The organism is Streptomyces sp. NPDC047017 (genome assembly GCF_040644175.1).
Taxonomy (GTDB): Bacteria; Actinomycetota; Actinomycetes; order Streptomycetales; family Streptomycetaceae; genus Streptomyces.
Window position 1 is genome coordinate 81,497 of record NZ_JBEYVW010000005.1, and the last position, 19,344, is coordinate 100,840.

Annotated in this window: 16 protein-coding genes; 10 read left to right on the top strand and 6 right to left on the bottom strand. The window is 74.4% G+C overall.

The features are described from left to right. Nucleotides 1–4: 4 nt before the first annotated feature. Nucleotides 5–1,075, bottom strand: coding sequence for an ATP-dependent DNA ligase (locus ABZ858_RS10195; protein ID WP_361374687.1), 1,071 nt, complete (start codon nt 1,073–1,075; stop codon nt 5–7). Between the two features lie 75 nt (nt 1,076–1,150). Between ABZ858_RS10195 and ligD the strand changes: the two genes are divergently transcribed. Then, nucleotides 1,151–2,182 carry a non-homologous end-joining DNA ligase gene (ligD, locus tag ABZ858_RS10200; protein ID WP_361374689.1) on the top strand — a complete coding sequence of 344 codons (1,032 nt, stop codon included), beginning with the start codon at nt 1,151–1,153 and terminating at the stop codon, nt 2,180–2,182. Nucleotides 2,183–2,271: 89 nt separating this feature from the next. Beyond that, nucleotides 2,272–3,303, top strand: coding sequence for a LacI family DNA-binding transcriptional regulator (locus ABZ858_RS10205; protein ID WP_361374691.1), 1,032 nt, complete (start codon nt 2,272–2,274; stop codon nt 3,301–3,303). 54 nt (nt 3,304–3,357) lie between these two features. Here ABZ858_RS10205 and ABZ858_RS10210 read toward each other — a convergent pair whose 3' ends face one another. Then, nucleotides 3,358–4,143 carry a VOC family protein gene (locus ABZ858_RS10210; protein ID WP_361374693.1) on the bottom strand — a complete coding sequence of 262 codons (786 nt, stop codon included), beginning with the start codon at nt 4,141–4,143 and terminating at the stop codon, nt 3,358–3,360. Nucleotides 4,144–4,353: 210 nt separating this feature from the next. Here ABZ858_RS10210 and ABZ858_RS10215 point away from each other — a divergent pair, with 210 nt between their 5' ends. Continuing rightward, nucleotides 4,354–4,599 (top strand): WhiB family transcriptional regulator, encoded by a 246-nt coding sequence (locus tag ABZ858_RS10215; protein WP_361374695.1) that lies wholly within the window; start codon nt 4,354–4,356, stop codon nt 4,597–4,599. Nucleotides 4,600–4,677: 78 nt separating this feature from the next. Here ABZ858_RS10215 and ABZ858_RS10220 read toward each other — a convergent pair whose 3' ends face one another. Continuing rightward, the gene (locus ABZ858_RS10220) at nt 4,678–5,655 is read right to left on the bottom strand and encodes an acyl-ACP desaturase (RefSeq protein ID WP_361374697.1); all 978 of its coding nucleotides are present in this window, start codon (nt 5,653–5,655) and stop codon (nt 4,678–4,680) included. A gap of 405 nt (nt 5,656–6,060) precedes the next feature. Beyond that, nucleotides 6,061–7,689 carry an ABC-F family ATP-binding cassette domain-containing protein gene (locus ABZ858_RS10225; protein WP_361374699.1) on the bottom strand — a complete coding sequence of 543 codons (1,629 nt, stop codon included), beginning with the start codon at nt 7,687–7,689 and terminating at the stop codon, nt 6,061–6,063. 322 nt (nt 7,690–8,011) lie between these two features. Between ABZ858_RS10225 and ABZ858_RS10230 the strand changes: the two genes are divergently transcribed. After that, a complete protein-coding gene (locus ABZ858_RS10230; protein ID WP_361374701.1) occupies nt 8,012–8,719 on the top strand; it encodes a GPP34 family phosphoprotein in 708 nt (235 codons plus the stop codon). A gap of 84 nt (nt 8,720–8,803) precedes the next feature. Here the strand turns inward: ABZ858_RS10230 and ABZ858_RS10235 are convergent, their stop codons facing one another. Beyond that, the gene (locus ABZ858_RS10235; RefSeq protein ID WP_361374703.1) at nt 8,804–9,220 is read right to left on the bottom strand and encodes an SsgA family sporulation/cell division regulator; all 417 of its coding nucleotides are present in this window, start codon (nt 9,218–9,220) and stop codon (nt 8,804–8,806) included. Between the two features lie 457 nt (nt 9,221–9,677). On the opposite strand from ABZ858_RS10235, the gene ABZ858_RS10240 reads away from it, so the two are divergent. From ABZ858_RS10240 to ABZ858_RS10250, 3 genes are all read left to right on the top strand, one after another. Next, entirely contained in the window at nt 9,678–10,943 is a 1,266-nt protein-coding gene (locus tag ABZ858_RS10240) for an oxidoreductase (RefSeq protein ID WP_361374705.1), read from the top strand. Between the two features lie 70 nt (nt 10,944–11,013). Continuing rightward, complete coding sequence (locus tag ABZ858_RS10245; protein ID WP_361374707.1) at nt 11,014–11,340, top strand: plasmid stabilization protein; 327 nt, start codon at nt 11,014–11,016, stop codon at nt 11,338–11,340. A 178-nt stretch (nt 11,341–11,518) separates the two neighbouring features. Further along, nucleotides 11,519–12,229 (top strand): endonuclease V, encoded by a 711-nt coding sequence (locus ABZ858_RS10250; protein WP_361374709.1) that lies wholly within the window; start codon nt 11,519–11,521, stop codon nt 12,227–12,229. Nucleotides 12,230–13,094: 865 nt separating this feature from the next. Here the strand turns inward: ABZ858_RS10250 and ABZ858_RS10255 are convergent. Beyond that, complete coding sequence (locus tag ABZ858_RS10255; RefSeq protein WP_361375310.1) at nt 13,095–14,276, bottom strand: saccharopine dehydrogenase NADP-binding domain-containing protein; 1,182 nt, start codon at nt 14,274–14,276, stop codon at nt 13,095–13,097. A 212-nt stretch (nt 14,277–14,488) separates the two neighbouring features. On the opposite strand from ABZ858_RS10255, the gene ABZ858_RS10260 reads away from it, so the two are divergent. The 3 genes from ABZ858_RS10260 (at nt 14,489) to ABZ858_RS10270 (ending at nt 19,337) form a co-directional block, all read left to right on the top strand. Further along, the gene (locus ABZ858_RS10260; protein ID WP_361374711.1) at nt 14,489–15,628 is read left to right on the top strand and encodes a CaiB/BaiF CoA-transferase family protein; all 1,140 of its coding nucleotides are present in this window, start codon (nt 14,489–14,491) and stop codon (nt 15,626–15,628) included. A gap of 79 nt (nt 15,629–15,707) precedes the next feature. Next, the gene (locus ABZ858_RS10265) at nt 15,708–16,922 is read left to right on the top strand and encodes an acetyl-CoA C-acetyltransferase (RefSeq protein WP_361374713.1); all 1,215 of its coding nucleotides are present in this window, start codon (nt 15,708–15,710) and stop codon (nt 16,920–16,922) included. 237 nt (nt 16,923–17,159) lie between these two features. After that, nucleotides 17,160–19,337: a 3-hydroxyacyl-CoA dehydrogenase NAD-binding domain-containing protein gene (locus tag ABZ858_RS10270; protein ID WP_361374715.1), complete on the top strand. Its 2,178-nt coding sequence runs from the start codon at nt 17,160–17,162 to the stop codon at nt 19,335–19,337. Nucleotides 19,338–19,344 lie beyond the last annotated feature (7 nt).

A 19,344-nucleotide genomic window follows, 5' to 3' on the forward strand; every position in this document is an offset into this window, starting at 1 on the left:
GGTCTCAGGGCCGGGAGCCCAGGATCTCCGTGAGGTCGTAGCGCACCGGCTCCTCCAGCTGGGCGTACGTGCAGCCGCGCGGGGTGCGGTCCGGACGCCAGCGCCGGAAACGCGCCGTGTGCCGGAACCGCGCCCCGTTCTCCATGTGGTCGTACGCCACCTCGGCCACCCGCTCGGGCCGCACCGGCACCCAGGACAGGTCCTTCTTGCCCGACCAGCGGCTCGGCGCCCCCGGCAGCCGCGCCGACTCGTGCGCCGCCTCCTCGGACCAGGCCGCCCACGGATGCCCGGCCGCGTCCTCCATCCGCAGCGGCGCCAGCTCCTCGACCAGCTCGGCGCGCTTCTTCATCGGGAAGGCGGCCGACACCCCGACGTGCTGGAGCACGCCCCGGTCGTCGTAGAGGCCCAGCAGCAGCGAACCGACGACCGGACCGCTCTTGTGGTGGCGGTAGCCGGCGACCACCACGTCCGCCGTGCGCTCGTGCTTGATCTTGAACATGGCCCGCTCGTCCTGGCGGTAGCGCAGCCCGAGCGGCTTGGCGATCACCCCGTCGAGACCCGCCCCCTCGTACTGGTCGAACCACTGCCGCGCCACCTCGATGTCGGTCGTCGCGGGCGCCACATGGACCGGCGCCGTCACCCCCTCCAGCGCCCGGACCAGCAGCGCCCGCCGGTCCGACAGCGGGACGTCCAGCAGCGACTCGCCGTCCAGCGCGAGCAGGTCGAAGGCCACGAACGAGGACGGCGTCCGCTCGGCCAGCGTCCGCACCCGCGAGTCGGCCGGATGGATGCGCTCGGTCAGCGCGTCGAAGTCCAGCCGCCCCTCCCGGGCGATCACGATCTCCCCGTCCAGCACGCACCGGGCCGGCAGCCGCTCCCGCAGCGCCGCCACCAGCTCGGGGAAGTAGCGGGTCAGCGGCTTGCCGGTCCGGCTGCCCAGCTCGGTCTCGTCGCCGTCGTGGAACACGATCGCCCGGAACCCGTCCCACTTCGCCTCGTACTGCATGCCCGGGGGGATGCTCGCCACCGACTTGGCGAGCATCGGCTTCACGGGCGGCATCACCGGCAGATCCATGCAAGCGATTGTGCGGGCATACGTCCCGGTCCGCCCGGTGTGCGAGGTGTGCGGGCTACCCCTACCGTGGCTCGCATGGGCGATGCGGTGGAACTGGACGTGGCCGGCCGGACCGTACGGCTGTCCAGCCCGGACAAGGTGTTCTTCCCGGAGCACGGGTACACCAAGCTGGACGTCGCCCGGTACTACCAGGCGGTCGCCCCCGGCATCCTGCGCGCCCTGCGCGACCGGCCCACCACCCTGGAGCGCTACCCGGACGGCATCACCGGCGAGTGGTTCTACCAGAAGCGGGCGCCCAAGGGCATGCCCGACTGGATCCCCACCGCGCACATCACCTTCCCCAGCGGGCGCAGCGCCGACGAGATGTGCCCGACCGAACAGGCCGCCGTGGTGTGGGCCGCCCAGTACGGCACGCTCACCTTCCACCCCTGGCCGGTCCGGCGCGACGACGTCGACCACCCCGACGAACTGCGCCTCGACCTCGACCCGCAGCCCGGCACCGACTACACCGACGCCGTCCGCGCCGCCCATGAACTGCGGGCGGTCCTCGATGAGTTCGGTGGGCTGCGCGGCTGGCCCAAGACCTCCGGCGGGCGCGGCCTGCACGTGTTCGTGCCCATCGAGCCCCGCTGGACCTTCACCCAGGTGCGGCGGGCCGCCATCGCGGTGGGCCGCGAACTGGAGCGGCGCATGCCGGAGCGGGTGACGACCAAGTGGTGGAAGGAGGAACGCGGCTCCCGCATCTTCGTGGACTACAACCAGACCGCCCGCGACCGCACCATCGCCTCCGCCTACTCGGTGCGCCCGCGCCCCGACGCGCCCGTCTCGGCGCCCCTGCGCTGGGAGGAGGTCGGCGTCGCCCACCCGCGCGACTTCGACATCACCACCATGCCCGCCCGGTTCGCCGAGGCCGGCGACGTGCACGCCGACATGGACGACCACGCCTACGCCCTGGACGCGCTGCTGGACCTGGCCGCGCGCGACGAACGCGAGCACGGCCTGGGCGACCTGCCCTATCCGCCCGAGTACCCGAAGATGCCGGGCGAGCCGAAGCGGGTGCAGCCGAGCCGGGCCAGGACGCCGAAGGAGGGGCCGGCCGGGGCCTGACGGTGCGTGACCGGCCGCGGGAGAGCGCTCTCCCGACGCCCACGGGCGCGCGGCTATCCTGAGCGGCAGCCGCCCGTGAGGAGCCCGAAGTGACCGAGACAGCGCCGCGCCCCACCCTGGAGGCCGTCGCCGCCCGGGCGGGAGTCTCCCGGGCCACCGTCTCCCGGGTGGTCAACGGCGCCGAAGGCGTCAGGAAACCGCTCGCCGAACGCGTCCGGCAGGCCGTGGCGGAACTCGGTTACGTCCCCAACCAGGCGGCCCGCAGCCTGGTCACCAAGCGGCACGACGCGGTCGCCGTCGTCATCGCCGAGCCCGAGACCCGCGTCTTCGCCGACCCGTTCTTCGCGCTCCAGCTACGCGGCATCAGCAAGGAGCTGACCGCCCACGACGCCCAGCTCGTGCTGCTGCTGACCGAAGGGCGCGCCGACCACGCCCGGGTCGGCCGCTACCTCGCGGGCGGCCATGTCGACGGCGCGCTCGTCTTCTCCCTGCACCTCGACGATCCGCTGCCCGGCCTGATCCAGCGGGCCGGGGTGCCGACCGTGTTCGGCGGGCGGCCCGGCTGGCGCGACGGCACGGGCGGGGCGGTGTACGTCGACAGCGACAACCGGGGCGGCGCCCGGGCGGCCGTACGGCATCTGACCGGCCTGGGCCGGACCCGGATCGGCCATATCTCCGGGCCGCTGGACCAGACCTCGGCGGCGGACCGGCTCGACGGCTTCCGGGACGTGATGGGCGACGCCGATCCCCGGCTGGTCGTGCGGGGCGACTTCACGCCGGCCGGCGGCGAGCGCGCCATGCGGGAACTCCTCGACCGCTGTCCCGGCCTCGACGGCGTGTTCGCCGCCAACGACCTGACGGCCGCCGGAGCGCTGCGCGCGCTGCGCGAGCGCGGGCTGCGGGTGCCCGAGGACGTCGCCGTGGTCGGCTTCGACGACATGCTGCCGATCGCCGAGCAGACCGACCCGCCGCTGACGACCGTCCGCCAGGACATCGAGGAGATGGGCCGCCTGATGGCCCGCCTCCTCCTGCGCGGCCGCCCTCCGCACACCCCCGCCGAGAGCACGCCCCCGCCCGGTGTCGTGCTCCCGACGACCCTGGTCCGACGGGCCTCGGCCTAGCTGCGCCCCCGGGGGCCTCACCGCACCGTGCTGCCGCGGCCCGGCGCGCTCGCCTCACGGCTGCGGCGACGCGCTCCTGATCACCGCGAAACGCGCCCCGTGCGGGTCGTCGAGGCGGGCGACGCGGCCGACGCCCGGGAGGTCCGTGGCGGGCACGCGGACGCTGCCGCCCAGCTCCCCGGCGCGGGCGACCACGGCGTCCGGGTCCGCCACCTCGAAGTACGGCAGCCAGTGCGCGCCGCCTGGCGCCGGGTCCTCCGCGAGCGGTACGACACCGCCGAACATGGCGTCCTCACCGCCCTCGGCGGGGTTGACGCACGTGTAGCTGCCGCCGGGGAACGAGACCGCCGAGGTCTCCAGGCCCAGGGCCCGGTGGTAGAACGCGGCGGCCGCCGCCACATCCGGTGTGTACAGCTCGACCCAGCACAGCGAACCGGTGACACCGGCCGTGTCCAGGCCCCGGCGCTCGCCCGGCTGCCACAGGCCGAACACCACGCCCGCCTGGTCGGCGAGGACGGCCATATGGCCCTGGCCCATCACGTCCAGCGGCCGCACCAGCACCCTGCCGTGCGCCTGCTCGGCGGCCTCGGCGGTCGCCTCCGCGTCGGCGCACTGGAAGTACACCGTCCAGGCCGGCGGCCCCTGCTCCGCGGTGGCCGGCATGGCGGCGGCCACGATCCGGCCGTCCAGCTCGAAGAAGCCGTACCCGCCGGCCTCGGGGCCCGCCGAGCGCAACTCCCAGCCGAAGAGACCGCCGTAGAAGGCGCGGGTGGCGCCGAGGTCGGGGGAGCCGACGTCGATCCAGTTCGGCGCGCCTTCGACGAAACGGGTGGTGAGCATCGTCGCCCTCCTTCGCAGGGGCCCGGTGTCCGCTCTGCCGAGTCTCGCACCGCCCACCGACAACCGCCGCCGGAGCGCGTCCGCCCCGCGCGCCGCCGTGCGCGGGTCCCGCGCGCCGGGCGATCATGGCAGCGGTGCCCAAAGGCTCCCCGCCGGGTCGTTGATCCCGCGTTGATCGAACGTTTTTCGCGGCCGGGCACGCTCTCGGACATGCACACCGAGACGATCACCCCGGCCGCTCCCGCCTGGCAGGCCCAGGCCCTGTGCGCGCAGACCGGGGCCGACTTCTTCTTCCCCGAGCCGGGCAGCTCCGTACGCGAGGCCAAGCGCATCTGCGGCATGTGCGAGATGCGCCCGGCCTGCCTGGAGTACGCGCTGGCGAACGACGAACGGTTCGGCGTCTGGGGCGGCCTGTCCGAGAAGGAACGCCTCAACCTGCGCCGGGTGAGCCGCTAGGCCGACCGGGCCCACGGCCCACGGCTCCCGGCCCACGGCTCCCGGCCCACGGACGGCTCGGGCGCCCGGACGGCCGGCTCAGGCGCCCGCCCGCGCCGCCATCCGCGCCTTGCGCGCCGCCAGCTTCTCGTCGAACGTGGTGGCCTCCGCGTTCAGGCCGCCCATGAACAGGCCCAGTTCCTCCTGCGCGTGCCGTCCCTCGGGGCCGAGACCGTCGATCTCCATGACCTTCAGGAAGCGCAGCACCGGCTGGAGCACGTCGTCGTGGTGGATGCGCAGGTTGTAGACCTCGCCGATGGCCATCTGGGCCGCCGCCCGCTCGAAGCCGGGGATGCCGTGGCCCGGCATGCGGAAGTTCACCACGACGTCCCGCACCGCCCGCATGGTGAGGTCGGGGGCGATCTCGAAGGCCGCCTTGAGCAGGTTGCGGTAGAAGATCATGTGCAGGTTCTCGTCGGTCGCGATGCGCGCCAGCATGCGGTCGCAGACCGGGTCGCCGGACTGGTGGCCGGTGTTGCGGTGCGAGATGCGGGTGGCCAGTTCCTGGAAGGCGACGTAGGCGACCGAGTGCAGCATCGAGTGGCTGTTGTCGGACTCGAAGCCCTCGCTCATGTGCGCCATGCGGAACCGCTCCAGCTTGTCCGGATCGACCGCGCGCGAGGTGAGCAGGTAGTCGCGCATCACGATGCCGTGCCGGCCCTCCTCGGCGGTCCAGCGGTGCACCCAGGTGCCCCAGGCGCCGTCCCGGCCGAACAGCGAGGCGATCTCGTGGTGGTAGCTGGGGAGGTTGTCCTCGGTCAGCAGGTTGACGACGAGGGCGATCCGGCCGATCTCCGTGACCTGGGACTGCTCCTTCTCCCAGGCCTCGCCGTCCGCGAACAGGCCGGGGAAGTTGCGGCCGTCGCTCCAGGGGACGTACTCGTGCGGCATCCAGTCCTTGGCGACCTGCAGATGCCGGTTGAGTTCCTTCTCGACCACTTCCTCCAGGGCGTACAGCAGCCGGGCGTCGGTCCAGGCGGCGGACGCGCTGCCGAGGTGGGGAGAGGCGATCGTCACGGGCACTCCAGGGGGACGTACGGGCCGGTCGGGAGCCGGCGCGAACAGCAAGGGGGAACGGGCGACCGCGCCGGCGAGCGGGGCCGGCGCGGTGAACCTACGGAATCGTAGGCTACGAAACCGTAGGTTACGAAGCCGTAGGTTAAGGGTGCTGTAAAGGCCGCTGATCAGGCCGTTCCGCCGGGGGAGTTGCCCGGGTGTGCCCCGGCCCCGGGACCCGCAGGTCCCGGGGCCGCGCGGGCGGGTCGCTCACCTGCCCGGGCGCACGGCTCCCACAAGAGTACCGAGAGGCATGTCACACGGGCCCTCCGGCTCCCCCCTGTCGCGGATGTCCCCCGTGGCCGCCTCGGAGCCCCGCCCGCCCGGGAGTTCGGCCCCCGGCCGCCCCCCGGCCGCCGCCCCGGATCACTGCCCGGAGTGCGCGACGGCCTCGCGGGTGGTCTCCGTCAGTTCCCCCTCCTCCAGCAGGAGCCACCGGGTGATGCCGATCGACTCCAGGAACGGCAGGTCGTGGGCGGCCACGATCAGCGCGCCCTCGTAGGACTCCAGCGCGGTCGTCAACTGGCGCACGCTCGCCATGTCCAGGTTGTTCGTCGGCTCGTCGAGCAGCAGCAGCTGCGGCGCGGGCTCGGCCAGCATCAGCGCGGCCAGCGTCGCCCGGAAGCGTTCGCCGCCGGACAGCGTCGCCGCCTTCTGGTCGGCCCGGGCGCCCCGGAACAGGAACCGGGCCAGCCGCGCCCGGACCCGGTTGCCGGTGGCGTCCGGCGCGAACCGGGCCACGTTCTCGGCCACGCTCAGCTCGCCGTCGAGCACGTCCAGGCGCTGCGGCAGGAACCGCAGCGGGACATGCGCGACCACCTCGCCGGACACCGGGGTCAGCTCCCCGGCGATCGTGCGCAGCAGCGTCGTCTTGCCCGCGCCGTTGCGCCCGACCAGCGCGACGCGTTCGGGCCCGCGCAGCTCCAGCCGGCCGGCCGCGCCCGCGCCGTACGCCGGCACCGGATCGAGCAGCGTGAGGACGGTACGGCCCGGCGGCACGGCCGTGTACGGCAGTTCGACGCGGATCTCGTCGTCGTCCCGGACCGCCTCCACCGCCTCGTCGAGCCGTCCCCTGGCCTCGGCCAGCTTCTCCTCGTGCAGGATGCGGTGCTTGCCCGCGGACTCCTGCGCCGCGCGTTTGCGGGCACCCATGACGATCTTCGGCTCGCGCTTGGAGTCCCACATCTTCTGGCCGTACCGCTTGCGGCGGGCCAGCTTGACCTGGGCGTCGGTGAGTTCGCGCCGCTGCTTGCGCAGATCGGCCTCGGCCACCCGGACCATCCGCTCGGCGGCCTCCTGCTCGACGGCGAGGGCCTCCTCGTACGCCGAGAAGGGGCCGCCGTACCAGGCGACCTCGCCGCCGCGCAGGTCGGCGATCTGGTCGACCAGCTCCAGCAGTTCACGGTCGTGACTGACCACGACCAGCACACCGGGCCAGGCGGAGACGGCCGCGTACAGCCGCCGGCGCGCGTACAGGTCCAGATTGTTGGTCGGCTCGTCCAGCAGCAGTACGTCGGGGCGGCGCAGCAGCAGCGCGGCCAGCCGCAGCAGCACCGACTCGCCGCCGGACACCTCGCCGACGGTACGGTCCAGGCCGATGTGGCCGAGGCCCAGCTCGCCGAGGGCGGCCAGGGCGCGCTCCTCGACGTCCCAGTCGTCGCCGACCGTCTCGAAGTGGGCCTCGGAGGCGTCGCCCGCCTCGATGGCGTGCAGCGCGGCCCGCTGCGCGGCGACACCGAGCGCCTCGTCCACGCGCAGCGCCGTGTCGAGCGTGACGTTCTGCGGCAGGAAGCCCACGTCGCCGCTGATCCGGACGGTGCCGTCGGACGGGGCCAGCTCGCCCGCGATCAGTTTCAGCAGGGTGGATTTCCCGGAGCCGTTGACCCCGACGAGCCCGGTCCGGCCGGGGCCGAAGGCGACGTCGAGGCCGGTGAGGACGGGGGTGCCGTCGGGCCAGGAGAAGGACAGGGAGGTACAGGTGATGGATGCTGACATGAGCGCCTCGCGGTTGCTGGGTGCGGTGGGCAGGGGCAACGCGTGTCGAGACACCGCGGGGCGGCGGGCACCGTGTAAGCGGGGCGGCGCAGGGCAGGAGAAAAGCCCTGGGCCGGACTCGCGGGAGGACGGCTCGCAGACCGAGGTCGCACACGTCGCACACACCTCTGGGGTGTGACGCGGTGTCTCAGGACCTCAGACGAGCAACGTCCTTCTCCAATCGACGGCAACAGGACCGCTGTACAACGTAGGAGAGCCCGGTACGGCTGTCAACGCATATTCGGGCGGCCCTCCGGACCCGCCCGCGAAGGAGGTCCGCCCCGTGCTCCACCGCTCACACCCGCACCGGCCCCCCTGCTCCCCGGCGGCGACGTCCCTGCCCGCCCGGCTGTACCTGCTGGCCTGGGACACCACCCGGATGCGCCTGACCGGCAGCGCCCATCTGCACCATCTGGTCCGGGCCGGCGCCCTCACCGAGCTGGCCCAGCGCGGGCTGCTCGTGGACGACGACGGCATCGCCACGCCCGTCGACCTCGACACCGACACCGGCGATCCGGTGCTGGACGGCCTGCTCGAACTCATCCGCGAGTCCCGCCCCCGCCGCTGGCGGACCTGGGTGACGCTGCGGGCCCGGACCACCCTGGTGGCCGTGCGCGAGCAACTGGCCGCCGAGGGGTGCCTGCGCGCCGAGAAACGGCGCGCCCTCAAGATCTTCCCGTCGGTGGACTACGTCCTGGAGCGCGCCGAGATCGCGGACACGCTGCGCGAGGAGGCGCGGGAGGCCCTCGAAGGGCCGCTGCCGGCCGCGCGGGTCGGTGAACGGGACGCCGCCGTCGTCGCCCTGGCTGCCGCCGCCGGGCTGCGCACCCTCGCCTCCGCCCGGGACCGCGCCCGCCACCGGCAGCGCATCGAGGAACTGACCGAGCGCAGCGGCGCGGCGGCCCCGGCCCTGCGCCGCGTGGTCCGCGAGGTGCGCACGGCGGTGGCCGTGGCGGCGGCTACGGCCACCGCCGCACCGGCGGGCACCTGAACGGCCCGCGCGGAGGGCAAGCGCGGGGGAAGCGGAGGGGGAAGCCGCCGCCCCTCCCGCCGGTGTACCGGTCCCGCCGCCGTCCTAGCAGGCGTCCCGCATCAGCTCCGCCAGGCCGTGGTCCAGGTCGAGCTGCCGGTGCTCCATGCCCACGGGCACCAGTTCGCTCGTGGCCTGGAGGAAACGCCGTATCTCCCCGCTGCGGACGTGCACCACGGCGGTGCCCTCGGGGGCGTGGAACTCCAGCACGGTCCGGTCGTACCCGTACGGCCGCACCCGTACGTCACCGTGCCCCTCGGGTTCCCGCAGGCCGGCCGTGAGGAGGTCGCGGGCGAAGGTCCAGCAGACCTCCACCCCTTCGAGGGTGGCCGGGGCCGGGAAGGTCATCCGGACGGCGAACGGGTCGCGCCGGTCGTAGTGCAGGGTGGCGGGGATGTTGGGCATCCGCGGCGCGGCGGCGACCAGACGCGCCTCGACGGGCTGCTCGATGACGGTGGGCAACGCCTTGCTCCCTTGTGACGTATGGCGGCCGGCGGCACGTCCGGGCGGATGAAGCCGGGCACTGGGTGAGACGCCGGATTCGCCTTCCCCGTGCACACGAGAGTCGAGTGACCTCTGTCACCGCCTTCATTCACAGACGTGACGCGTGTCTCGCACCTGGGGAAGTCCCGGGAAGCCCCTGGAAGGCCGGCGGACGTCCGGCGCGGCGCGGTCGGCGGCCTTCCCTCCGCTGCCGTGCTCCCGCCCTGCGGGCAGCGGGAGTTGGACGGCGCCGCGACCGTCTGGACGGGGCCGGGCGAGTCGGCTAGCTTCGCCCGCCATGAGGCGCTGGGGAACGACGCGAGGGACGAGCCGGACGAGCCCGACGAGCCGGACGAGCCGGATGAGCCCGACGATTCGGATGAGTCCGACGAGAGCGGCGGGAACGTCGGGAGAGGCGGGAGAGGCGGGAACGGCCGTGTCCGGCGGGCCGGTCCCGGGGCCTGCGGCGGCCCGCACCGGCCGACGGCGGAGCAGGGCCCTGGCGGGCGCGTTCCTGGTACTGGCCGCGACGGCCCTGACCGCGTCGGCGGCGCTGCCCGCGCAGGCGGGCGGCCGGCAGGGGGCTGCTCCGAGTGACCGCGCGCAGGCCGCGACCGGCGGTCGGTGGCAGGCCACGGCCGGAGGGCGGCAGGTCGCGACCGACGACCGGCAGCAGGCCGCGTCCGGAGGCCGCGCGCAGGCCGCGACCGGTGGTCAGCGGCACCCGGCCCCGCACTGGCGGCTCACCGACACCGGTACGCCCGGTGTCCGCTTCCGCGGGCTGGCCGCCGTCAGCCGTCGTACCGCCTGGGTGGCCGGCACCGGCGGCACCGTGCTGCGGACCACCGACGGCGGCCGCGCCTGGCGCGACGTGTCGCCGCCCGGCGCGGCCGGCCTGGAGCTGCGGGACATCGAGGCGTTCGACGCGCGGCGGGCCGTGGCCCTGGCCATCGGGGAGGGCGAGACCTCGCGCGTCTACCGTACGGACGACGGCGGCACGACCTGGACGGAGTCCTTCCGCAACACCGACACCCACGCCTTCTACGACTGCCTCGCCTTCTTCGACCAGCGGCACGGCCTGGCGATGAGCGACCCGGTGGACGGCAGGTTCCGCATCCTGTCCACCAGTGACGGCGGACGCTCCTGGACCGTACTGCCGGACCGAGGCATGCCCCCGGCCCTGCCCGGCGAGGCGGGCTTCGCCGCGAGCGGCCAGTGCCTGGCCACCGCCGGGTCGCACGACGTCTGGCTCGCCACCGGCGGAGGCGCACGCGCGCGCGTGCTGCACTCCGCCGACCGCGGCCGGACCTGGACGGCCACCGACACGCCGGTCCCGGCGGGCGATCCGGCCAAGGGCGTGTTCGCGCTCGCCTTCCGGGACCGTACGCACGGACTCGCGGTCGGCGGCGACTACCGGCCCGACCAGGCGTCACCCCGCGCGTCCGCCACGACCTCCGACGGCGGCCGCACTTGGCGGCCCTCGACCGTGCCGCCGCCCGCCTACCGCTCCGGCGCCGCCTGGCTCCCGCACACACCGGGCGCCGCCCTGGCCGTCGGTCCGACCGGCACCGACCTCACCACCGACGCGGGCCGCACCTGGCGGACGGTCGACTCCGGTTCGTACGACACCGTCGACTGCGCGTGGGACGGCGGTTGCTGGGCATCCGGGGAGCAGGGCCGAGTCGCTCGACTGGGGGATTGAATATCGCCTGATATGACGAACTGTTCCAGGATGCGGGTATCCGTTCCTTGACTGAGAGGAAGTGAACGGCATGCCACGCGGTTCCAGTGCCAAGCGGGAGCGCCAGTACGAGCACATCAAGGAGAGCGCGCAGGACCGGGGGGAGAGCACCGGGCGCGCCAAGGAGATCGCCGCGCGCACGGTGAACAAGGAGCGGGCCCGCTCGGGCGAGTCCAGGACCGCCAGCCGTACGTCGACGCAGGACATGTCCTCCGGCAAGCGGGGCGGCCAGCGGTCGGGACAGGGCTCCGGAGGCCCCACCTACGACCAGCTGTACGAAGAGGCCAAGCGGCGCAACGTCCACGGCCGCTCGGACATGAACAAGCAGCAGCTCCAGCAGGCCCTGGGCAAGCACTGACCCGAGCCGGGAGCCACGAGCCCCTGGCGGGGCGGGCCCGCCCCGCGGTACGACCGCGACGGCCCGCCCCGCCGCCGTACCCCGCCGTACTCCGCCGCGCCCCGAGGCGCCCCCCGGTCGCGGCCCCCGCGCACCCGCCCTCCCCTCCGGGCCGTACGCTCGACGCACCATGACGAGGATGACGACGGCGACCGTGCCCGTTCCGGCGGGCTGGCCCGCGACCGGGGAAGAGGCCCGCGCCGAACAGGACCGGTTGCGCGCGCGGGTGGTGCTGGACGAGCGGGGTCCGCTGCCCGGGACCGGTCATGTCACCGGGGTCGACGTCGCCTACGACGACGAGCGGGACGTGGTCGCCGCCGCGGCCGTCGTCCTGGACGCGGCCACGCTGGACGTCGTCGCCGAGGCCACCGCGGTCGGCCGGATCTCGTTCCCGTACGTGCCCGGGCTGCTGGCCTTCCGTGAGATCCCCACCGTGCTCGCCGCCCTGGACGCCCTGGGCCTGCCGCCCGGCCTGGTCGTCTGCGACGGGTACGGCCTGGCCCACCCCCGCCGCTTCGGGCTCGCCAGCCATCTCGGCGTGCTGACCGGGCTGCCGACGATCGGCGTCGCGAAGAACCCCTTCACCTTCGTCCACGACGACCCGGCCGCCCCGCGCGGCAGCGCCACCCCGCTGCTGGCCGGCACGGACGAGGTGGGCCGCGCGCTGCGCACCCGGGATGGCGTCAAGCCGGTCTTCGTCTCCGTGGGCCACCGCGTGAGCCTGGACAACGCCTGCGCCCACACCCTCGCCCTCACCCCGGCCTACCGCCTGCCGGAAACCACCCGCAGAGCCGACGCCCTGTGCCGCCGCGCCCTGCGCGAGGCGACGACGCACCCTCCGCACGACTGACGGCTCCCGGCCCCGAAGCCCCACCCCGGGCGGAAGGCCGCCTCCACCCCTTCCCGAGCCGGGCACCCCTCCCGACGGGCCTCGCGCCCCAATCCCCCCTGGCCCGGGGACCGCTCCCCGGTCCGAAGCCCCCCGGTCCGAAGCCCCCCGGTCCGAAGCCCCCCGGTCCGAAGCCCCCTGGTCCGAGGGCGCCCCCGCCGCACTCCAAAGCCCCCGGGTCGAGGCCGCCCACCGGCACGCGCCCTCCCGATCCAACGGACCCCGGGCTCAAGGGGCGCCGGTCCGATGGCCCTGGTCCGAAGGCCGTCCGCCGGCCCGGAGCCCCCCCTGGCGACCCCGGGCCCATCCATCCCGGGCCTGACGACCTCCGGGCTCAAGGGGCGCCGGTCCGATGGCCCTGGTCCGAAGGCCGTCCGCCGGCCCGGAGCCCCCTCCTGGCGACCCCGGGCCCATCCATTCCGGGCCTGACGACCCGCGGCCTCAAGGGGCGCTGGCCCGATGGCCCTGGTCCGAAGGCCGTTCGCCGGCCCGGAGCCCTCCTGGCGGCCTCGGGCCCATTCATCCCGGGCCTGACGACCTCCGGGCTCAAGGGGCGCCGGTCCGATGGCCCTGGTCCGAAGGCCGTTCGCCGACCGGGAGCGCCTTGGTCGCGAGGCCCGGCCTGGCGGCCCCCGGCCCCGGGCCCGGCCCGACCACCCCAGCTTCAAGGGGGCGCCGCCCCGATGCCCCTGGCCCGAAGGCCGCCCGCCGGCCCGGAGGCCCTTGGCCGGGCGCCCCCGGCCCCCCGGCCCGAGTCCTGCCGGCCCCCCGGCCCCCCGGCCCCCCGGCCCCCCGGCCCGAGAGCCCAGCCCAACGCCCCCCGCCCCTACCGCCCCACCACCGTCCGAAACGAAATCCCCGCCCCCCGCAGCCGCCCGAGGAGCGCGTCGCCCATGGCGGCGGCTGTCGTCACCTGGCCCGCCGTCTCGGGGAGGTCGTCCAGGGCGAGGGACAGGGCCGCCTCGGCGAACATCTTCGCCGTCTCGTCGTAGCCGGGGTCGCCGCCCGTCACCTCGGTGCCGACGCGCCGGCCGCCGCCCTCGCCCACGAAGCGCAGCGAGAACCAGCTCCTGGCCCGCCGCTCGGCGCTCGGCCCCTGGCCGGGGCTGAGCAGGGCGGACAGCCGGCGCCGCGCGGGCGGGAGCTGGGCCGCGGCCGCGAGCGCGCCGACGGCGGCGACCGAGCCCGCGGCGACGGGCAGGTGCCGTACGGCCGCGTAGTGGCGGTAGCGGAAGTCGGGGCCGTAGCGCTCCAGCGCCCGCGCGGAACGGGCCACGATCTGCGGGTCGATGGTGGGCAGCGGCAATGCCCAGGCGCCGACCTCCGGCGCGTAGCGCGGCGCGCCCACCGCCGGCACGGACACCCGACGGCCCGTCAGCCGCGGCTCGTGCCGGGCCCGCTCCCGCGCGGCGGCCCGCATCCGCAGCGGACGCCCGAACTGGTTGAGCGCGGAGGCCAGGGTCCCGCCCGAGAACGCCGCGTCCACCCGGACGAACCCGTCCACCGTCAGCGGCACGCCCTCCGGCAGCTCACGCACGGTGGCGTACACGCCGAGGTCGTGCGGCACGGAGTCGAAGCCGCAGGCGTGCACCAGGCGCGCGCCGGTCTCCCGCGCGCGGGCGTCGTGCCGTACGTACATCAGGTCGACGAACTCGGGCTCCCCGGTGAGGTCCAGATAGTCCGTGCCGCTGTCCGCGCAGGCGGCGACCAGCTCCTCGCCGTACGTCACATAGGGGCCCACGGTGGTGGCCAGCACCCGCGCCTGCCGGGCCAGCGCGCGCAGGGAGGCCGGGTCGGCCACGTCCGCGCGCACCACCGCGACCCGCGCCGCGCCGGGCAGCCGGTCGCGCAGTTCCCGCAGCCGGTCCTCGTTGCGGCCGGCGATCGCCCAGCTCAGCCCCTCGGGAGCATGCTCGGCCAGGTACCGCGCGGTGAGCTTCCCGACGAAACCGGTCGCGCCGAACAGCACGAGGTCGTATGGACGCTCCGCCATGTTCGGCCTGCTCATGACATCCCTGTCGCTCATGACACCCCTCGCTCCGCTGGACCGCACCCCGTGCCCGTGCCGGTGGCCGAGGCTAGCGTGAAACGTGCCGCGCCCACCGGTGAGGGGGCGGAGGCGACTTGGCTGAGCGCTTGCTCGTCCAGGTCTTGTGTCCGGTGGGCCACGTTCTTAGCATCATCGGTGTCACATCAGTTGTGTCACAGTGAGGGGGCCGGATGGCAGCGGCGAGGACGCCAGGGCGCGACGGCCCGCTGACCGGCGTACGCGTGGTGGAACTGGCCGGCATCGGGCCGGGACCGTTCGCCGCCATGCTCCTGGCCGATCTGGGCGCCGACGTGGTCCGCGTGGACCGCCCCGGCGGCGCCGGACTCGGCATCGACCCGGCCCACGACCTCACCAACCGCAACAAGCGCTCGGTGCTCGTCGACCTGAAGGCACCGGAGGGACCGGCCCGCGCGCTCGACCTCGCCGCCCGCGCCGACATCCTCATCGAGGGCTACCGCCCCGGCGTCGCCGAACGCCTCGGCGTCGGCCCCGGACCGTGCCACGCCCGCAACCCCCGGCTGGTCTACGGCCGGATGACCGGCTGGGGCCAGGACGGCCCGCTCGCCCCGCGCGCGGGACACGACATCGCCTACATCGCCGTCACCGGCGCCCTCGGCCTGATCGGTGACCCGGACCGGCCCCCGGCCGTCCCCGCCAACCTCCTCGGCGACTACGCGGGCGGCTCGCTCTATCTGGTGACCGGAGTGCTCGCCGCCCTGCACCACGCGCGCGCGACCGGCGCCGGCCAGGTCGTGGACGCGGCCATCGTGGACGGCACCGCGCACCTGTCCGCGATGATCCACGGCATGCTCGCCGCCGGCGCCTGGCAGGACCGCCGCCACGCCAACCTGCTGGACGGCGGCTGCCCCTACTACGGCACCTACGAGACCGCCGACGGCGGCCACATGGCGGTCGGCGCGCTCGAACCGCGGTTCTACGAGGAGTTCCTGCGCCTGCTCGGCCTGCCGGAGATGACCGGGGCGCACCTGGACGTCGGCCGCTGGGACGCGCTGCGCGAGGCGGTCACCGCCCGGTTCGCCGCCCGCACCCGCGAGGAGTGGACCGCGGTCTTCGAGGACTCCGACGCGTGCGTGGCCCCCGTACTGTCGCTGCGCGAGGCCCCGCACCACCCGCACCTGGCCGCCCGCGGCACCTTCACCGAGCACGCCGGGCTCACCCAGCCGGCCCCCGCCCCGCGCTTCTCCGCCACCCCCACCGCCGTCCGCGGCGCCCCCGCCCGCCCGGGCGCCGACACGGCCGCCGTCGCCCGCGACTGGGACCTGCCCGCACTCCTGGAGGACGGCGCCTGACGCCCCCCGGCCCCCGTTCGCTCCGCCCGGCCCCCGCCCGGCCAGGACCACACTCCCACCCTCAGCGAAAGGCTTGTCAGTGAGCACCGAAGCGTATGTGTACGACGCGATCCGCACCCCGCGCGGGCGCGGCAAGGCCAACGGCTCCCTGCACGGCACGAAGCCCGTCGACCTCGTCGTCGGCCTCATCCACGAGATCCGCGACCGTTTCCCCGGCCTGGACCCGGCCGCCGTCGACGACATCGTGCTCGGCGTGGTCGGCCCGGTCGGCGACCAGGGCTCCGACATCGCGCGCATCGCCGCCATCGCGGCCGGACTGCCCGACACGGTCGCCGGCGTACAGGAGAACCGCTTCTGCGCCTCGGGCCTTGAAGCCGTCAACCTGGCCGCGGCCAAGGTCCGTTCCGGCTGGGAGGATCTGGTCCTGGCGGGCGGTGTCGAGTCGATGTCCCGGGTGCCGATGGCCTCCGACGGCGGCGCCTGGTTCAACGACCCGATGACCAACCTCGACACCGACTTCGTGCCCCAGGGCATCGGCGCCGACCTGATCGCGACCGTCGAGGGCTTCACCCGGCGCGACGTCGACGAGTACGCGGCCCTCTCCCAGGAGCGCGCGGCCGCCGCCGTCAAGGAGGGCCGCTTCGAGCGTTCCGTCGTCCCGGTCAGGGACCGCAGCGGCCTCGTCGTCCTCGACCACGACGAGCACCTGCGCCCGGGCACCACCGCCGACTCCCTGGCCAGGCTGAAGCCGTCCTTCGCCGACATCGGCGACCTGGGCGGCTTCGACGCCGTGGCCCTGCAGAAGTACCACTGGGTGGAGAAGATCGACCACGTCCACCACGCGGGCAACTCCTCCGGCATCGTGGACGGTGCCTCGCTGGTCGCCATCGGCTCCCGGGAGACCGGCGAGCGCTACGGCCTCACCCCGCGCGCGCGGATCGTCTCCGCCGCCGTCTCCGGCTCCGAGCCCACCATCATGCTCACCGGCCCCGCCCCCGCCACCCGCAAGGCGCTCGCCAAGGCCGGCCTGACCATCGACGACATCGACCTCGTCGAGATCAACGAGGCGTTCGCGGCGGTCGTGCTCCGCTTCGTCAAGGACATGGGCCTGTCCCTGGACAAGGTCAACGTCAACGGCGGCGCCATCGCGCTCGGCCACCCGCTCGGCGCCACCGGCGCGATGATCCTCGGCACCCTCGTCGACGAACTGGAGCGCCAGGACAAGCGCTACGGCCTGGTCACCCTGTGCGTCGGCGGCGGCATGGGCATCGCCACCATCGTCGAGCGCGTCTGACCCCCAGGGCCTGTCTGACCATTCCCGTCGTCGCCCGGAGGGCGGCCGCGCGGGGTCAGGTGCGTGCTCTCGGGGTGCCGGGCGTAGAGCCTCGTACTGGGTGTACTCGGCTCTGCGCCCGGTGCGGCGAGAGGGCGTGCATGGCGTCGCGCGGCAGACGGGAATGGTCAGACAGGCCCCAGCGGCACCCCGGGCCGACCGTGCCCAGGACCCCGGACTTCTACGGAGACCCCTGACATGACCGAGAGCACCACCATCCGCTGGGAACAGGACGACACCGGTGTCGTCACCCTCGTCCTCGACGACCCGGACCAGTCCGCGAACACCATGAACCAGGCGTTCCGCGCCTCGCTCGCCGCGGTCGCCGACCGCCTGGAGGCCGAGAAGGACTCCGTCCGCGGTGTCATCCTCACCTCCGCCAAGAAGACCTTCTTCGCCGGCGGCGACCTGCGCGACCTGATCCGGGTCACCCCGGAGACAGCCCAGGAGCTGTTCGAGGGCGGCCTCGCCGTCAAGCGGGACATGCGCCGCATCGAGACCCTCGGCAAGCCCGTCGTCGCCGCCATCAACGGCGCCGCGCTCGGCGGCGGCTACGAACTCGCCCTCGCCTGCCACCACCGCGTCGCCCTCGACACCCCCGGCACCAAGATCGGCTGCCCCGAGGTCACCCTCGGCCTGCTGCCCGGCGGCGGCGGAGTCGTCCGTACCGTACGGCTGCTCGGCATCACCGACGCCCTGCTGAAGGTGCTGCTCCAGGGCACCCAGTACAACGCGCGCCGCGCCCAGGACAACGGCCTCGTCCACGAGGTGGCCGCCACTCCGGAAGAACTGCTCGCCAAGGCCCGCGCCTTCATCGACGCGAACCCCGAGTCGCAGCAGCCCTGGGACAGGCCGGGCTACCGCATCCCGGGCGGCACACCGGCGAACCCCAAGTTCGCCGCCAACCTGCCCGCCTTCCCGGCCAACCTGCGCAAGCAGACGGGCGGCGCGCCCTACCCGGCGCCGCGCAACATCATGGCCGCCGCCGTCGAGGGCGCCCAGGTCGACTTCGAGACCGCCCAGGTCATCGAGGCCCGCTACTTCGTGGAACTGGCCGCCGGGCAGACCGCGAAGAACATGATCCAGGCGTTCTTCTTCGACCTGCAGGCCGTCAACTCCGGCGCCAACCGCCCCCGGGGCGTCGAGCCCCGCCAGGTCCGCAAGGTGGCCGTGCTCGGCGCCGGGATGATGGGCGCGGGCATCGCCTACTCCTGCGCCCGCGCGGGCATCGAGGTCGTCCTCAAGGACGTCTCCCTGGAGTCCGCCGTCAGGGGCAAGGGTTACTCCGAGAAGCTGTGCGCCAAGGCCGTCTCCCGGGGCCGTACCAGCCAGGAGAAGGCGGACGCGCTGCTGGCCCGCATCACGCCCACCGCGGACGCGGCCGACCTCGCCGGGTGCGACGCGGTGATCGAGGCCGTCTTCGAGGACCCGGCGCTCAAGCACAAGGTGTTCCAGGAGATCGAGCACGTCGTCGCCCCGGACGCGCTGCTGTGCTCCAACACCTCCACGCTGCCCATCACCGTCCTCGCCGAGGGCGTCGAACGCCAGGGCGACTTCATCGGGCTGCACTTCTTCTCGCCGGTCGACAAGATGCCGCTGGTCGAGATCATCAAGGGCGACCGCACCGGCGACGAGGCGCTGGCCCGCGCCTTCGATCTGGTCCGGCAGATCAACAAGACCCCGATCGTCGTCAACGACTCGCGCGGCTTCTTCACCTCCCGGGTCATCGGCCACTTCATCAACGAGGGCGTGGCGATGGTCGGCGAGGGCATCGAGCCCGCCTCCGTCGAGCAGGCCGCCGCCCAGGCCGGCTACCCGGCCAAGGTGCTGTCCCTGATGGACGAGCTGACCCTCACCCTGCCCCGCAAGATCCGCAACGAGTCCAAGCGGGCCGTCGAGGAGGCCGGCGGCACCTGGCCCACGCACCCCGCCGAGGCGGTCATCGACCGCATGGTCGACGAGTTCGGCCGCACCGGCCGCAGCGGCGGCGCCGGCTTCTACGAGTACGGCGAGGACGGCCGGCGCGCCGGGCTGTGGCCGGGCCTGCGCGAGCACTTCACGAAGCCCGGGTACGAGATCCCGTTCCGGGACATGCAGGAGCGGATGCTCTTCGCCGAGGCGCTCGACACGGTCAAGCTGCTGGAGGAGGGCGTCCTGACCTCCGTCGCCGACGCCAACATCGGCTCGGTCTTCGGCATCGGCTTCCCCGGCTGGACCGGCGGCGTGCTCCAGTACGTCAACGGCTACGAGGGCGGCCTGCCCGGCTTCGTGGCCCGCGCCCGCGAGCTGGCCGGGCGCTACGGCGAGCGGTTCACCCCGCCCGCCCTGCTGGTGGCCAAGGCGGAGCGCGGGGAGACCTTCACCGACGGGCGCTGAGGCACCG

Coding starts and splice junctions, on each gene's coding strand:
- ABZ858_RS10270 (WP_361374715.1), top strand. CDS start 17,160: ATGACCGAGAGCACCACCATCCGCTGGGAACAGGACGACACCGGTGTC.
- ABZ858_RS10245 (WP_361374707.1), top strand. CDS start 11,014: ATGCCACGCGGTTCCAGTGCCAAGCGGGAGCGCCAGTACGAGCACATC.
- ABZ858_RS10215 (WP_361374695.1), top strand. CDS start 4,354: ATGCACACCGAGACGATCACCCCGGCCGCTCCCGCCTGGCAGGCCCAG.
- ABZ858_RS10195 (WP_361374687.1), bottom strand. CDS start 1,075: ATGGATCTGCCGGTGATGCCGCCCGTGAAGCCGATGCTCGCCAAGTCG.
- ABZ858_RS10255 (WP_361375310.1), bottom strand. CDS start 14,276: ATGAGCAGGCCGAACATGGCGGAGCGTCCATACGACCTCGTGCTGTTC.
- ABZ858_RS10250 (WP_361374709.1), top strand. CDS start 11,519: ATGACGACGGCGACCGTGCCCGTTCCGGCGGGCTGGCCCGCGACCGGG.
- ABZ858_RS10260 (WP_361374711.1), top strand. CDS start 14,489: ATGGCAGCGGCGAGGACGCCAGGGCGCGACGGCCCGCTGACCGGCGTA.
- ligD (WP_361374689.1), top strand. CDS start 1,151: ATGGGCGATGCGGTGGAACTGGACGTGGCCGGCCGGACCGTACGGCTG.
- ABZ858_RS10210 (WP_361374693.1), bottom strand. CDS start 4,143: ATGCTCACCACCCGTTTCGTCGAAGGCGCGCCGAACTGGATCGACGTC.
- ABZ858_RS10225 (WP_361374699.1), bottom strand. CDS start 7,689: ATGTCAGCATCCATCACCTGTACCTCCCTGTCCTTCTCCTGGCCCGAC.